14 protein-coding genes are annotated in these 15,203 nt (G+C 67.2%); 5 read left to right on the forward strand and 9 right to left on the reverse strand.

Annotation, left to right across the window (positions count from 1 at the left end; genetic code table 11):
• Positions 1-1,020 (reverse strand): PhoH family protein (locus LPN03_RS00005; RefSeq protein ID WP_262452300.1); only part of this gene is annotated, 1,020 nt, incomplete at its 3' end.
• Between the two features lie 324 nt (positions 1,021-1,344).
• Between LPN03_RS00005 and LPN03_RS00010 the strand changes: the two genes are divergently transcribed.
• Entirely contained in the window at positions 1,345-2,358 is a 1,014-nt protein-coding gene (locus LPN03_RS00010; RefSeq protein ID WP_262452301.1) for a GerMN domain-containing protein, read from the forward strand.
• 14 nt (positions 2,359-2,372) lie between these two features.
• On the opposite strand, the gene LPN03_RS00015 is transcribed toward LPN03_RS00010, so the two are convergent.
• The 3 genes from LPN03_RS00015 to hrcA are packed head-to-tail and all read right to left on the reverse strand — an operon-like array spanning position 2,373 to position 5,356.
• Positions 2,373-3,161, reverse strand: a complete 789-nt coding sequence (locus LPN03_RS00015) for a 16S rRNA (uracil(1498)-N(3))-methyltransferase (protein WP_262452303.1) — start codon at positions 3,159-3,161, stop codon at positions 2,373-2,375.
• A gap of 2 nt (positions 3,162-3,163) precedes the next feature.
• The gene (dnaJ, locus tag LPN03_RS00020) at positions 3,164-4,291 is read right to left on the reverse strand and encodes a molecular chaperone DnaJ (protein WP_165183363.1); all 1,128 of its coding nucleotides are present in this window, start codon (positions 4,289-4,291) and stop codon (positions 3,164-3,166) included.
• A 51-nt stretch (positions 4,292-4,342) separates the two neighbouring features.
• Complete coding sequence (gene hrcA / locus LPN03_RS00025; protein WP_262452307.1) at positions 4,343-5,356, reverse strand: heat-inducible transcriptional repressor HrcA; 1,014 nt, start codon at positions 5,354-5,356, stop codon at positions 4,343-4,345.
• Between the two features lie 182 nt (positions 5,357-5,538).
• On the opposite strand from hrcA, the gene LPN03_RS00030 reads away from it, so the two are divergent.
• Both LPN03_RS00030 and LPN03_RS00035 read left to right on the forward strand, forming a co-directional pair.
• Entirely contained in the window at positions 5,539-6,393 is an 855-nt protein-coding gene (locus LPN03_RS00030; RefSeq protein WP_165183361.1) for a DUF3097 domain-containing protein, read from the forward strand.
• A gap of 57 nt (positions 6,394-6,450) precedes the next feature.
• Complete coding sequence (locus LPN03_RS00035; protein ID WP_262452310.1) at positions 6,451-6,843, forward strand: DUF4870 domain-containing protein; 393 nt, start codon at positions 6,451-6,453, stop codon at positions 6,841-6,843.
• A gap of 180 nt (positions 6,844-7,023) precedes the next feature.
• Here the strand turns inward: LPN03_RS00035 and hemW are convergent, their stop codons facing one another.
• Positions 7,024-8,253, reverse strand: a complete 1,230-nt coding sequence (gene hemW, locus LPN03_RS00040) for a radical SAM family heme chaperone HemW (protein ID WP_262452311.1) — start codon at positions 8,251-8,253, stop codon at positions 7,024-7,026.
• On the reverse strand, positions 8,250-10,106 hold the full coding sequence (gene lepA / locus LPN03_RS00045) for a translation elongation factor 4 (RefSeq protein WP_262452312.1): 1,857 nt from the start codon (positions 10,104-10,106) through the stop codon (positions 8,250-8,252). The genes hemW and lepA overlap by 4 nt, the downstream gene beginning before the upstream one ends.
• A 197-nt stretch (positions 10,107-10,303) precedes the next feature.
• On the opposite strand from lepA, the gene LPN03_RS00050 reads away from it, so the two are divergent.
• Together LPN03_RS00050 and rpsT are read left to right on the forward strand one after the other, a co-directional pair.
• Positions 10,304-10,864 carry a type II toxin-antitoxin system PemK/MazF family toxin gene (locus LPN03_RS00050; RefSeq protein ID WP_165183358.1) on the forward strand — a complete coding sequence of 187 codons (561 nt, stop codon included), beginning with the start codon at positions 10,304-10,306 and terminating at the stop codon, positions 10,862-10,864.
• A 171-nt stretch (positions 10,865-11,035) separates the two neighbouring features.
• Positions 11,036-11,296 (forward strand): 30S ribosomal protein S20, encoded by a 261-nt coding sequence (gene rpsT, locus LPN03_RS00055; protein ID WP_165183357.1) that lies wholly within the window; start codon positions 11,036-11,038, stop codon positions 11,294-11,296.
• Positions 11,297-11,371: 75 nt separating this feature from the next.
• Here the strand turns inward: rpsT and holA are convergent, their stop codons facing one another.
• From holA to LPN03_RS00070, 3 genes are all read right to left on the reverse strand, one after another.
• Positions 11,372-12,376, reverse strand: coding sequence for a DNA polymerase III subunit delta (gene holA / locus LPN03_RS00060; protein WP_262452315.1), 1,005 nt, complete (start codon positions 12,374-12,376; stop codon positions 11,372-11,374).
• A 109-nt stretch (positions 12,377-12,485) separates the two neighbouring features.
• Positions 12,486-14,321 (reverse strand): ComEC/Rec2 family competence protein, encoded by a 1,836-nt coding sequence (locus LPN03_RS00065; RefSeq protein ID WP_262452317.1) that lies wholly within the window; start codon positions 14,319-14,321, stop codon positions 12,486-12,488.
• Positions 14,318-15,184, reverse strand: coding sequence for a helix-hairpin-helix domain-containing protein (locus LPN03_RS00070; RefSeq protein WP_262452318.1), 867 nt, complete (start codon positions 15,182-15,184; stop codon positions 14,318-14,320). The genes LPN03_RS00065 and LPN03_RS00070 overlap by 4 nt, the downstream gene beginning before the upstream one ends.
• Positions 15,185-15,203: the final 19 nt, after the last annotated feature.

A 15,203-nucleotide genomic window follows, 5' to 3' on the forward strand; every position in this document is an offset into this window, starting at 1 on the left:
GTCGTTGTAGGCGCGGACGATGTCCCCCACCAGGCGGTGCCGGACCACGTCTGCGGCATCGAGGATGGAAAAGACAACGTCATCGACTTCCGCCAGGATTTCCTCCACGACCCGCAGGCCGGAGCGGGTGCCGCTGGGCAGGTCCACCTGGGTGATGTCGCCGGTGACTACAATCTTGGACCCAAACCCGAGCCGGGTGAGGAACATTTTCATTTGTTCGGGCGTGGTGTTTTGTGCCTCGTCCAGGATGATGAAGGCATCGTTGAGCGTGCGTCCGCGCATGTAGGCCAATGGGGCCACTTCGATGGTGCCGGCGGCCATGAGCCGCGGAATGGTTTCCGGGTCCATCATGTCGTGCAAGGCGTCGTAAAGGGGGCGCAGGTAGGGGTCGATCTTGTCGTTCAGGGTCCCCGGCAGGAAACCGAGCCGTTCGCCCGCCTCCACGGCCGGCCGTGTCAGGATGATCCGGCTGACCTCCTTGTGCTGGAGCGCCTGGACGGCCTTGGCCATGGCCAGGTAGGTCTTGCCGGTACCCGCGGGGCCAATGCCGAACACCACCGTGTTGCGGTCAATGGCGTCCACATAATTCTTTTGGTTGAGCGTCTTGGGACGGATGGTGCGGCCGCGGCTCGTCAGGATGTCATAGGTCAAGATGTCAACAGGCGAGGCATCCGGGCGAGACCTGAGCATGGTGACAAGTTGCTCCCAGACGGCGGCACTCATGGTGGAGTGCCGGGAGACCATGCCGCGGGCTTCCTCCATGAGGTGCATGATCCGCGGGACCACAGCCTGCGGGCCGGTGATGGTCAGGACGTTGCCGCGGGCCAAAAAGGAAACAGCCGGATACAGGCTTTCCACCATCCGCAGTCCTTCATCCCCGGCACCGAGCGTGGCCACCATCTGCTCCCCCGAGGCAAAATTCACTATTTCCGTACGCATGCCGTCCACGGAGTGCGGAAAATCGCCGCCGCGTTCCGCATCGGCAAACTCGTCATGCCGGCTGGCTGTAGTTTCTGGCATATGTTCGGCCGTCCCGGGCCTTCAATCGCTCCTTCGTAGGACCGGCGGCTTGCCGGCTGCACTGTTCAACTATTGCTGCGTTTAATCTTAGTGCACGGCACCCCCGTTCTGCCCTTGCAGGCCCGCCCCGGTAAGCACCCAAAGTGTCTCGATACGGTTTCAGTTCACTGTGAAGTTGCCGTTCCCGGGCAAACCCTGCCTTTCATGTGCCAAGCTATTTGGAGGATCGGAGCCAGGGGGGCGCCCGGAACGTGGTCCGGCCATTCCCGGAACATATCCTGACCCTCATTCATGACTTCTATTTTAAGCGAGCCAGTTACCCGCATGCCTGACCTTCTGCCCCGTCCACACGCGCCGTCCGGCGAGCCCGTGGAGCAGTTTCAGCGTGCTTCCCGGAGGACGGCGCCGCGCAACCGCCACGCGGTGCGACACCACGCGGCCTGGGCGGCCCTTGCATTGGGCGCCGCACTGGCAGCCACGGGCTGCACGGCGGGGACCGTGAGCCCCAAGGACGCCGTGATGCCCTCCACGGCCGGCAGCTCGGCAACGGGACTGACCACCAGCGCACCCCTGGAAACCCCCACCACCACCCAAACCAGCCCCGTGTATTGGCTGGGGCACAGCAACGACGCCGTCTATTTGTACCGCGAGTTCCAGCCAACGCCCGGCACCGACGATCCGATTGTTGCCGCGCTTCGGGCCATGATGACGACCAAGCCCAAGGACCCGGACTATTTTTCGGTTTGGGACAAGCCATCGCGGATTGGCGCCTCGATCTCGGCCAAGAATGTCATCACGGTGGACGTGTCCTCGGACGCTTTCGCGCAGAAAGTGGACACCGGGATTGCCCAGCGCTCCATTGCCCAGCTGGTGTACACGGCCACGGCAGCCGCATCCATGGCTGGACTGATCGACCCTGCCGCCACCGTCCAGGTCTCCGTGCTGGTGGACGGGCACACCGGCTACCAGGCGTTCGGCCACGTCCCGCTGACAAAACCGTTGACGCGCGATGCGGGTTTTGTGGCGCCCGTGTGGATCGTTGACCCCGGCAACGGTGCCACCTTCAAAACGCTCCCCCTCAAGGTGTCAGGGCAGGCCATGTCCCCGTCCGGGACGCTTGGCTGGGCCCTGGCCCCCATGGTGGACGGCAAGGCGTCCGGGCCAGTGCTCACGGGCACGGTGGCCATCCCGCAGGGGCCCGACAAGCTGGGAACGTTCAACTTCAATGTGGTTCCCCCGCTGGGAAGCTACGAACTCTCAGTGTTCATCGCGGACCCCAAGGCCCCCAACGGCCGGGCGGGCGTGGACACCAAGGTCGTGACGCTGACGGGGCACTGAGCCGCCGGCAAGATCTACCAGCGGCCCAGTTCCTGGCTCAGCAGCACGACGGCGGCCGGCCCGGCCGTGGACGACCTCAGGACATGCGTGCCCAGCAGGGCCGTGCGCGCTCCGGCGTCAATGAACATGCGGACCTCGGCGGCACTCATGCCGCCCTCGGGCCCCACAACCATTACGATCCTGCCTGTTTCGCCGCCACTGTCCGGCCCACCGTCCGGACCGCGGGCCGCCCGCCAGGCACGGACCAACCCTGGCACGGAGTCCACAGCATCCTCGTGGAGAACCAAGGCAAGCCCGGCCGAAGCAATCAGCTCCACCAGCCCTGCCGTGCCCACCAGTTCGCCAACCCAGGGGATGCGCGAGCGCCGGGCCTGCTTCGCGGCCGTGGCCACCACATTGCGCCATTTGGCAGGGCCCTTGACGGCCTTGTCCATCTTCCAGCGGACAATGGACCTCTCGGCCTGCCAGGGGACGACGCCGTCCACACCCAACTCCGTGGCCGTTTCAATGGCGAGTTCGTCCCGGTCAGCCTTGGCCAGGGCCTGTACCAGCACCAGCTCAAACGGTTCCCGGGGGGTTGGGAGCACGTGCTCAACCCGCACCCCCAACTGGTCCCCGGCAGCAGCCGTGACGGTGCAGACCAGCCGCAACCCTGCGCCGTCGCACAGGTCCACAGGCTCACCCGGGGTGAGGCGCTTGACGGTGGCGGCGTGGCGGCCCTCCGCCCCGCCCAAGGTGAACGTTCCGCCGGCGGCAAGTGGCGCGAGTTCCTCCGGCGTGGCGTAGAAGACGGGGTTGCTCACGGCTAGAGGTTGCCGAGCTTGTCGCGGAGCTTGGCAAACATGCCGCCGCTGTTGACCAGCTTTCCTTCGGTGAACGTTTCCCCGCGCAGGGCGGCCAGCTGCTTGAGCAGTTCTTCCTGGGCGGCATCCGGCTTGGTGGGGGTTTCGACATGGACGTGGACCATGAGGTTGCCTCGGCCGTACCCGCGCAGGTGCGTCACCCCGAGGTTGCGCAGGTTGATCACCTCGCCTGCCTGCGTGCCCGGCTTGATGCTGATGGGCTGCTCGCCGTCGAAGGTCTCCAATGTCAGTTCGGTGCCCAGCGCGGCCGCGGTCATGGGCACGCTGAGGGTGGCGTGGAGGTCGTCGCCCTCTCGCAGGAACGCCGGATCGTTGTTGACCTTCATCTCCACGTACAGGTCCCCGGCGGGTCCGCCCGCGGGGCCGGCCTCGCCCTGGCCGGCAAGCTGGATGCGGGTGCCGGTGGAGACGCCGGCCGGGACCTTGATGGTGAGGCTGCGGCGGTTGCGCACGCGGCCCTCCCCCATGCACTCGTTGCAGGGATCCTCGATGCGGGTGCCGAAGCCCTGGCAGGAATTGCAGGTGGCCAGCGTCATGACATTGCCCAGGATGGAACGCATGGGACGCTGGATCTGCCCGCTGCCATGGCAGACATCACACGTGATGGGGTGGGTGCCCGGGCGGCAGCAGCTGCCCTCGCAGGTGGTGCACAGCACGGCGGTGTCGATTTCAAGTTTCTTGTTGACGCCAAACACTGCCTCGCGCAGTTCCACGCGCACGCTGATGAGCGCGTCCTGTCCGCGGCGGGTGCGTGATGCAGGCCCGTGGCCCTGTCCACCGCCACCGCCGAAGAAGGTTTCAAAGATGTCCTGGAAGGCGAAGCCCTGGCCGTCAAAATTGCCAGCGCCGGAGTCGTGGCCGTTTTCGTTGCCCGTGGTGTCGTAGGCGCGGCGCTTCTGCGGGTCCGAGAGCACCTCGTAGGCGTGGGTGACGGCCTTGAAGCGGTCCTGTGCGTCAGGGGCGTCGTTGACGTCGGGGTGCAGCTTGCGCGCCAGCTTGCGGTAGGACTTCTTGATTTCTTCGGCGGTTGCGTCGCGTGAGACACCCAGTGCGTCGTAATGGTTGGTCAAAGTCTTGCTCTCTTTACGTGTGGCTAGTTCGAGGTCAGTTTGGGAGGCCGGTCAGCCGGCCAAAATTCGTGACAGGTACCGGGCCACGGCCCGGACACTGGACATGGTGTTGGGGTAATCCATGCGGGTGGGCCCCACCACGCCCAGCTTGGCGTTTTCGCCCGCGCCGTAGCTGGTGGCCACCACGGAGGCTTCCGCGAGTGAGGTGTGGGTGTTTTCACGGCCTATGCTCACGGCCATGCCGAGGGAATCCTGCGCCATTTGTTCCAGGAGCCGCAGCAGCACCACCTGCTCCTCCAGGGCATCCAGGACGGGGCCTATGCTCAGCGGGAAATCACCATTGGAGCGGGCCAGGTTGGCGGTGCCGGCGAGCACGATGCGGTCCTCGCGGGCAGCCTGGGCCAGTTGCGCCAGTCCATGGGCCAGCTTGGCCGCCACGTCCTGCTCTTCAACCGGCACCGTGGCGGGCACCAGCCCCAAGGCGGCGGAAAGGTTGCCCACGGACACGCCGTGCACCCCGGCCAGGAACGCCTGGCGCAGGCCGGCCAGCATGGTCTCCCCCACCGGGACTCCGACGTCGATCACCGACTGCTCCACCTTGCCCGAGGCAAGAATCAGCACCAGCAGCACCTGGCGGGGGCCCAGCGACACAAATTCAATGTGGCGCACTGTGGTCTTGGCCGAACGCGGGTACTGGACAAGCGCCACCTGGTTGGTCAGCTGGGCCAGCGTGCGCACGGTGCGCTCCAGCACGTCGTCGAGGTCCGTTGAACCGTCAAGCAAGACGGCAATGGCCCGCCGTTCGGCGGCCGACAGCGGCTTGACCGAGGAAATCTGGTCCACGAACAGCCGGTACCCCTTGTCCGTGGGGATTCGGCCCGAACTGGTGTGGGGGGCAACAATGAGCCCCTCCTCTTCCAGCGCGGCCATGTCATTGCGGATGGTGGCGCTGGAAACGCCCAGGCGGTGGCGTTCCACAAGGGCCTTGGAGCCCACCGGCTCGCGCGAATGAACATAGTCCTCCACAATTGCCCGCAACACTTCAAGCTTGCGTGGTTCGCTCATTCCCGTCACCTCCATCACGGCCCTGAATTGGCACTCTACCCATTCAAGTGCCAAGTCTAATACTTTCCGGCCCCCGGTTCCCGGCATGGCACCGCCCGGCGCCCGCGGCCGCGCGCTAGCATGGGGTTTTCAACACGCCGCCGCACGCCGCGGCAGCGAAGACGGCAGGGGAAAGCACCATCGTGGAGTACAACAACTGGGGCCCGGCGGAACTCGCCAGGCCCGCGGCCCGCACCCTCCGCAAGGTTGAAGCCACCCGCGGTCTCGTGGTGGAGGACGTGCAGACGGGATGGGTGGGCGCCGTGGTGCGGATTGAAAAGTCCGGCGGCATGCACATCATGGAGCTGGCCGACCGCAGGGAAAAGGTCAGGGCCTTCCCCCTAGGGTTCGGCTTCCTGGTTGAGGGCGAGCCCGTCGAGCTGGTGGCGCCCGTTGTCGCCGCCGCTCCCAGGAAGCCGGCCCGCACGGCCTCCGGCTCCGTCAAGGTGGAAGGGCTCCGCGCCCGGACAGCGAAGGCCAGCCGGATCTGGGTGGAGGGCAAGCACGACGCCGAACTAGTGGAAAAGGTGTGGGGCGACGACCTGCGTGTTGAGGGCATCGTTGTCGAACCCCTCCGCGGCATCGACGAGTTGGCGGCCGCCGTCGAGGATTTTGCCCCCGGACCCAACCGGCGCCTCGGGGTGCTGGTGGACCACCTGGTGCCAAACTCCAAGGAATCCAGGATTGTGGCGAATCTCATGCGATCGCCCGCAGCGAAAAAGAATGTGCTGGTGGTGGGCCATCCCTATGTGGATGTCTGGCAGGCCATCAAGCCCGCCACCCTCGGCATCCCCGCCTGGCCCGTGATTCCGCGGTCCATGGAATGGAAACTGGGCATCCTGCAGGCGTTTGGCTGGCCACACACCACAGCCGAGGACATTGGACTGGGCTGGCAGCGGCTCCTGTCCCGGGTCCACAGCTACTCCGACCTTGAACCGTCCCTGTTGGGACGCGTCGAAGAAGTCATTGACTTCCTCACGGCACCCGTATCCTTGTAGTGGCGCCGGCATTCTTCCCGGCATGGAACCATCGGCTTTTTTGAGAGGCAATTCCACGTGAGCAATCCGGCGAACCAATTCAACGTCCCGGCCAAGCCCCCACTCACGCCCACAGAAGACAAGCAGTGGGCGTTCCTGTCCCACTGCGGCGGCATCCTGGGCTGCATTCCCTCCGCCCTGATATACAAATTCATGGCCGGGCGCGGCCCGTTTACCGCCCAGGAATCCCGTGAGGCCCTCAACTTCACCCTGCCGCCCACCGTGGTGGCACTGGTGCTGAACCTGCTTGCCTTCATCGTGAACATCATCAACCCCGGTGCCGGCACGCCGTTTTCACTGCTGGCGCTGCTCATCTGGGTGTTCCTCACGGTGTGGTCCGTCATTGCCGCCGTCCAGGTCAACAAGGGCAACCCCTACCGCTACCGCTGGAACCTGCGCCTGGTCAAGTAGTTCGGAGCGGCCGCCCGCCCGGGATTGAGTGCAGGCGCCGGAGCCGAAGCGGGTGGCGCCGGCCCGCCATTTTTCCGGCGACTATCCGACGCGTCGGCCGCGGGCGGCCATTTCTCTACCTTTACCTCGCCTACAAAAAATGCCGGCTCCGGCGCCGATACCGGATCAGAACCCGCCCCGTCAGTCCAGGAGGGCCCGCGTTACTGCGTCGCCGAGGAGGCGCCCCTTGAGGGTCAGCACCAGGGTGCCGTGGAAGGCCTTGGCCGGGTCCACCAGTTCGCCCGCAATGAGCCCGGCCACGGCCTTGCGTGCGGCGGGGCCAAGCGTGTCCAGGGGCAGGCCCTCTGACAACCTGGAGGTCAGCATGATGCGCTCCATGGCCCGGGTGGCGCCGTCGAGGGTTTCCCGCCCGGCCGCCGGCGATTCGCCATTCTCCAGCCGGTTGGCGTAGGCGGTGGGGTGCTTGACGTTCCACCAGCGAACGCCGCCCACGTGCGAGTGCGCGCCGGGGCCGATCCCCCACCAGTCATCGCCGCGCCAGTAGGCAAGGTTGTGCCGGCAGGCGTCATCCGGCGTCCGTGCCCAATTGCTGACCTCATACCAGGACAGGCCCGCTTCCTGGAACAGGGCATCGGCAAGTTCGTACTTGGCCGCGTGGTCGTCGTCGTCGATGTTGGGGACCTGGCCGCGGCGGATCTGCGCAGCGAGCTTGGTGCCCTCCTCCACGATCAGGGAGTACGCGGAAACATGGTCCGGCCCATAGGAAAGCGCCGTCCGCATGGACGTCTCCCAGTCAGCCATGGACTCCCCGGGAGTGCCATAGATCAGGTCCAGGCTCACCTGCAGCCCGGCCTCGCGCGCCCACTCCACGGCCTGCGGCACGCGCTCCGGGCTGTGGGTGCGGTCCAGGACCTTCAGGACATGGGGCACGGCGGACTGCATGCCGAAGGACACGCGCGTGAACCCTCCGCGGGCCAGCTCCTGCAGGGACTCCCGGGTGACCGAGTCCGGGTTGGCCTCCGTCGTGACCTCGGCGCCTTCCTCCAGGCCCCAGTGCTCGACGGCGGCGCCCAGGATCGCAGTCAGGTCGCCTGGTGCGAGCAGGGTGGGCGTGCCGCCGCCGAAGAACACCGTGCTGAGTTTGCGTTCCGGCAGGCCGGATGCGGCCAGCGCGCGGGCGGCAAATTCGACCTCGCGCACGGCCGTTTGGGCGTAGGCATCCTGGGAGGCGCCCCCGCCCAGCTCCGTGGCGGTGTAGGTGTTGAAGTCGCAGTAGCCGCAGCGCACGGCGCAAAACGGGATGTGCGCGTAAAGGCTGAACTTGCGCCCAGCCGCGCCGACGGCAGCCTGCGCGGGCAGGATGCCGTCGGCCGGGGCCGGATCGCCCAAGGGCAGTGCACTGGGTGTCACTTCTTGGACTTGTCCTTCGAGGATTCGCCGGTGGTCAGGGCGGCAATGAACGCCTCCTGGGGAACCTCCACGCGGCCCACCATCTTCATGCGCTTCTTGCCTTCCTTCTGCTTTTCCAGCAGCTTGCGCTTGCGGGAGATGTCGCCGCCGTAGCACTTGGCAAGGACGTCCTTGCGGATGGCGCGGATGCTTTCACGGGCAATGATGCGTGCACCGATGGCGGCCTGGATGGGCACCTCGAACTGCTGGCGGGGAATGAGTTCGCGCAGCTTGCCGGTCATCATGACGCCGTAGGCGTAGGCCTTGTCGCGGTGTGTGATGGCGCTGAACGCATCAACCTGCTCACCCTGGAGCAGGATGTCGACCTTGACAAGGTCCGCGACCTGGTCGCCGTCGGCCTTCCAGTCAAGGGATCCATAGCCGCGCGTCTTGGATTTGAGGATGTCGAAGAAGTCGAACACGATCTCGGCCAGCGGCAGGCGGTAGCGGATCTCCACCCTGTCCTCCGAAAGGTAGTCCATGCCGCCGAGGATGCCGCGGCGGCTCTGGCACAGCTCCATGATGGCGCCGACAAACTCATTCGGGGCCAGGATGGTCGCCGCCACCATGGGCTCGCGAACCTCGGCGATCTTCCCTGACGGGTACTCGCTGGGGTTCGTGACGTGGATGACCTTCTTGTCCTCCAGCGTCACCTGGTACTCCACATTGGGCGCCGTGGAAATCAGGTCCAGGTTGTGTTCACGCTCCAGTCGCTCCCGGGTGATTTCCAGGTGCAGCAGGCCCAGGAAGCCGACGCGGAATCCGAACCCGAGGGCTGCTGACGTTTCAGGCTCGTAAATGAGCGCGGCATCGTTGAGCATGAGCTTTTCGAGGGCGTCACGCAGCACCGGGTAGTCAGTGCCGTCCATGGGGTACAGGCCGGAGAACACCATGGGCTTGGCATCCTGGTAGCCGCCCAGCGACTCTGTGGCCGGCTTGTTGAACGTGGTGACGGTGTCCCCCACCTTGGACTGGCGCACGTCCTTCACGCCGGTGATGAGGTAGCCGACCTCGCCCACGCCGAGCCCCTTGGAAGGGGTGGGCTCAGGGGAACTGACGCCGATTTCAAGGAGTTCGTGGGTGGCCCGCGTGGACATCATCTGGATTTTTTCGCGGGGGCTCAGGCTGCCGTCAATCACGCGGACGTAGGTGACCACGCCGCGGTAGGTGTCATAGACGGAGTCGAAGATCATGGCCCGGGCCGGTCCGTTGGCGTCGCCGACAGGCGGCGGCAGCTCGCGGACAATCTGGTCCAGCAGCGCCTCAACGCCCATGCCCGTCTTGCCGGAAACCTGCAGCACGTCCTCCGGCTTGCCGCCAATGAGGTTTGCCAGCTCCAGTGCGTACTTCTCTGGCTGGGCCGCCGGGAGGTCAATCTTGTTCAGCACCGGGATGATGGTCAGGTTGTTTTCCATGGCCAGGTAAAGGTTGGCGAGGGTCTGCGCCTCGATGCCCTGGGCGGCGTCAACCAGCAGGATGGCGCCTTCACAGGCCGCCAGCGACCGGGAGACTTCATAGGTGAAGTCGACGTGTCCCGGGGTGTCGATCATGTTCAGGCAGTACGCGGTGCCGTCCACTTCCCACGGGATGCGCACCGCCTGGGACTTGATGGTGATGCCGCGCTCACGTTCAATGTCCATGCGGTCCAGGTATTGCGCCTTCATGTCACGCTGCTGGACCACGCCCGTAAGCTGGAGCATCCGGTCGGCCAGGGTGGATTTCCCGTGGTCGATGTGCGCGATGATGCAGAAGTTCCTGATGATCGCCGGATCGGTCGCGGCGGGCACCGGGGCAGTGCGGGCCATGGGTGACACTAGGGTTCCTTACTGTTGCATGGACGCCCGGACACGGCTCAGACGCCGGTGCCGTGCAGGGGTTGTGGCCGTGCGCTGCACGCCGGACACTGATTGCCTTCAAGTCTCCCACGTATTGGGCGCCCGGGCGGAACCGGCGGGCGGAAATCCGGCCCGGTTCCCGAGCCGGCGGCGAACATTTCGGTAGGGTGGTGGCCATGGCATCAACCTCCGAACGCATTATCGGCATCCTCCGCAGCCTGGCCGGTGCCTTCTTCAAGCCGGAAAGCCGGCCGGGGCGTCCCGGCCGGCGCCCCGGCCCAACCGCACCGGCCCGCCCAGGGAGGGGCCCGGCGTCGTCCGCAACAGGACTGTCCTCCCCCTACCCCGGCGACTTCACCGGCACGTCCCGGATTGACTACTCCCCCATGCCCAACGGCCGCCCGGACCCCGGTGAGATTGTCTGGACCTGGGTGCCCTTTGAAGAGGACTACAGCCAGGGCAAGGACCGCCCCGTGCTGGTGGTGGGCCGGAACGGAAAGCGGCTGTTGGCTGTCATGCTGACCAGCAAGGACCACACCGGGGACCACCGCGGCGACAACGATTATGTTGACATCGGCACTGGCGCCTGGGACCGGCAGGGCCGGCCCAGCGAGGCCAAGCTGGACCGGATCCTGCAAGTCAATGAGGCGGACATGCGCCGGGAAGGCGCCGTCCTGGACCGGCAGCGCTTTGGCACGGTGGCCGAAGGGCTGCGGAAACGCCACGGCTGGACGTAACCGCCACCCGCGCCGTCTGATAAACTTTTTGATTGTGTGTACCCGTGCAGGTCGGCGGGTGCAACAGCTTGGCCTGACGTTCACCATAATTCGAGCATCCCCACGCCGCTGTCAATGGCCAAGCTACGCCCTCTACGACCGTATTTTCGTACCAAAAGAGAGTTATACAACGTGGCTAATATCAAGTCCCAGAAGAAGCGCATCCTCACCAACGAGAAGGCGCGTCAGCGCAACCTCTCCGTGCGGTCGGGCGTCAAGACGGCCATCCGTGCAGTAAACACGGCCGTTGAGAAGGCCGACAAGGATGCAGCTGCGGCTGCCCTGGTGAATGCAAACCGCAAGCTGGACAAGGCTGTCAGCAAGGGCGTGCTGCACGCCAACAACGCTGCCAACCGCAAGTCGGCCATCTCCAAGAAGGTTAACGCCCTCTAAGGGAAGCTGATCTGCTTCGCAACTCAAAAGCGAGGGCCCCGCCGGCTGGCGGGGCCCTCGCTTTTTTCGTGAAGGCTAGCGCCGTGCGGCCGTCGCGATCAGGGTCACGGCGCGTTCGACGGCGTACACAGGGTCCTTTGCCGCACCCTTGACCTGCGCGTCCGTCTCGGCCAGCACCTGGATGGCGGCCACCAGGCCGTCGCCCGTCCAGTGCCCGGCATCACGGCGGGCACTGTCCACCTGCCACGGCGACATGCCGAGATCCCGGGCCAGCTGGGCGGAACTGCCCCGGGCTGAAAACACCTTGGCCACCTGCCGGACCTTCATGGCCAGGGCGGCCACCAGGGGCACAGGGTCGACTCCGGTGGCCAAGGCATGGCGCAACGTCGACAGGGCCAGGGGCGCATTGCCGGCCAATGCGGCGTCCGCCACCCTGAAGGCCGTGGCCTCCACCCTCCCGCCGTAGTACTTGTCCACCTCCTCGGTGCCGACAGTCCCCTCGGTGTCCGAAATGAGCTGCTGGCACGCCGCCGCCAGCTCGGAGAGGTTGGCACCGACCGCCGCCACCAGGGCGCGCACGCCCGGCGAGTCAATCCGGCGCCTCGCCCGCTGGAACTCGGCACTGACAAACGCGGCCTTGTCCTGGTCCTTTTTCAGCGCCTGGCAGTCAATCCGCGGAACACCGGCGGCCTTGAGTGCGTCCAACAGCTTCTTGCCCCGTGTCCCCCCGCTGTGCCACAGGGCCACCGTGACGTCCGGGGCCGGATCCGCCAGGTAGGCGAGGGTGTCCGCCAGGAAGTCGTCATTCATGGCTGACAGCCCGGAGATCTCCACGAGCTTTGGCTCGGAAAACAGGGACGGGCTTGCCGTCATGGACAGCTTGCCCGGCGGGTATTGCGCCGCATCCAGGGCGGTGACTTCAAGTTCGGGGTTGGCCGCCCGCAGTTTCGCGCGCAATTGTTCCAGGACCCTGCCGGCAATAAAGTCCTCGGGCCCGTACATCAGCACGATTGGTGCCAGCGGCACGTCACGCCAGTCTGCCGTCGGGACTGCCGCACCGCCGCGCGGGGCCGGGCTCACAGTGCCATCCCGATCCGTGCCAGCGGGGGAAGGATTGCATTGGCTGATCCCGGGGAGGTTGTATTCACGGGATCAACTGTGCCACTTCGCCCGGGGATTCCCAAGCCGCTCATCCGCCTTCCACCGCCGCTGTCCACAGGGCGGCGGCCAGGGCTGCGGCCGCCGTCAGCGGGCCGAATCCGATCAGAATCCGCCACCGGGGCGGAACAGCACGCTGCATGGACTTCAGCGCGGCCGCAAGCCGCTGCCGCTCCACCAGGGCCACGAGGGTGCCCAGGACCGCCACATTCAGCACCGCCATCAGGACCAAGCCGGCCGCGCCGCCGGGCCACGGCAGGCTCGCCGCGGGCAAGGCTGCCATCCAGCGGGCGACGGCGGCCACCCACCACGAACCCGCACCGGCCACCACCGAACACGCATCAGCCAGTGCCGGCACGACAGGCGCCAGCACCATCGCGACGGTGCCCGCCATGGTCACGAGCGCAACAACGGGCGCCGCGGCCATGTTGGCGGGCACGGTGTACAGCAGCAGCCGCGGCTGGAGCAGGACGATCACGGGCGCACAAAACAACTGGGCGGCCAGCGGAATCGCCACAGCCTGCGCCACGACGGCTGGGAGCCAGGCTCCCAGCCAGGTGGCGCACCGCCGCCCCACCAGGTGGAGGCCCAATGTCGCCAGCACCGACAGGATGAAGGCGTAGTCCAGGGACAGCCAGGGGTCCGCCACCAACAGCACCAGGATGCTCACGGACAGCAGTGTCCCTGCCCGCCTGGGGCGCCCGCCGACCATCGCCAGGCACCCGACAGCCCCCATGACGGCCGCCCGCAGCACGCTCGGGTCGGGGCCCACCACCGCTACAAAGCCTGCCAGGCCAAGGACAGCTGCGGCACTGGAGGGAAAGGCGGGAAGGTGGACGGTGCGCAGGGCCAGCATGAGCATGGTCAGGACCAGGGTGCAGTTGGATCCGCTGACGGCCGTCAGGTGGGTCAGGCCCACTGTCTTCATCGATTCTCCCAGGGCGGGTTCCTGGCCGCTGCGGTCCCCCATGACCATTCCCGGAAGCAGCCCCGCGGCGTCCTGTGACAGCCGGCCCCACGCCCGTTGTGCCGAGGCAGCCAGGGACGCCCCAAAGTGGGGTCCGGCACCGCCGGGGCGAACGTCCAGCGGCGGCGTGGCGGGCCTGAGAATCCCGGCCATGGAGTCCTGCAAGGCGCCCGGAGCGACGGTGCCCGCCGTGTGGACGGTGGCCCCCTGCGGCAGCCGCGACCATTCCTGCCCGGCAATGACCCGCACCGGCAGGTTTCCCGTCAGCAGGCTCCCTCCCCCGGTGGCCTGGTGGATGACGGCGTCAAAGATGACCTTGTGGGGTCCGTACGCAGATTCAAGGGGTCTTGGCGCCGAGGAGATTTCCATCTCGACGGTCAGTTCCATCCCCCGGGCCACCGCCACCGCCAAAGGGGAATGCTGTCTGTCATATTGGCGCAGCGCGACACCGGCCAGGAGCGTTCCGAGGCACGCTGCGGCCGCCATCAGGGCAAGGGCGGCCGCCCCGGCGCGCCGGCGTTTCACCATCCGCACCGCCGTGGCGGCCACCACGAGGGCGGAGCCGGCGGCCCCTGCGCCAGAGAACGACCACGGCAGGCCGATCGCGGCGATGGCCCCTCCCCACGTTGCCGCAACGGCGGGGACCAGGCGCAGGTCGGGACGCCGGGGCGGACCCTCGGCGGCAGCGTGTCCGGCCTCCTTGGCCCAGGCGGCGACCGCCACGGCCACCCGTGCCCTGGCCTCCCGCAGCCGGTTGAGGATGGCAGGCGGAATGACTCCGTTGTGCCTCTGGCGCAGATTCCCCGTTGGCGGTTCCGGTTCCTCTCCCGCGCCTTCCTTCCGCCCACCCTCCACTGCTGCCCTGGAGTAGCGCGCCCACCGGGAGTCGGGGGCCCTCATCCGACAGTCACCAGCGGGCGCAGCGTGGCCAGCATTTTCGGGCCAATGCCGGACACCGAGCCAAGTTCGTCCACCGACTTGAAGGGGCCGTGGTCCGCCCGCCACTGCACAATCCGCTCCGACATGACAGGCCCCACCCCGGGCAGGGCATCAAGTTCCGCGGCGGTGGCGGAGTTCAGCGGCACCAGCCCGGCCGCGGCCCCGCCCGGACCGGCGGCGCTCCCGCCCGGACTACCGCCTGCGCCACCTGCTGCCCCTGTGCCGGCGCCAGTTCCTCCCCCGGCGCCCGGTACGCCCCCGGCGGCGGCCTGTTCAACCGTGGGCACCAGGATTTGGGTGCCGTCCACGACCATTGCGGCCAGGTTGACGGCCGCCAGCTGGGCGCCGGGCAGCGCCCCTCCCGCCGCGTCAATGGCCTGGAAGACACGGCTGCCCGCGGGCAGGACAACGATCCCGGGCTTTTTCACGGCGCCCACCACGTGGATGGTCGCCGTGCCTGCCCCGTTCCCCCCACCGGCTCCGCCCGGCTTGCCGGGAGGTGCGGCACCCGAGGACGGGCCCGTGGCGGCGCCTGGGGGCGCCGGGCCGCCCGCCGCTGTGCCGGGTGCCGCCGTCGAACCTGGCAGCGGCGGCACCGCAACCTTGGCAGGACCGCCGGAAGCGAGCTTGGCCGACGCGCCGCTGACCCCGGCCTGTTGCATCCAGAGCACGGCAACCACGGCCGCTGCCATCGCCAGCAGCACCACAACCGCGCGGGCGGAAATGATCCAGCGCGGCCCCCGGGGTGCGCGGGTGCCCCGGCCCTGGCCGCCGGTCCGCCCGGCGGCAGGCGTCCATGCGGAACCACCGCCTTCGGCTCTCATACCCACACTGTAGGTGGCC

The organism is Arthrobacter sp. A2-55 (assembly GCF_025548615.1).
Classification (GTDB): domain Bacteria; phylum Actinomycetota; class Actinomycetes; order Actinomycetales; family Micrococcaceae; genus Specibacter; species Specibacter silviterrae.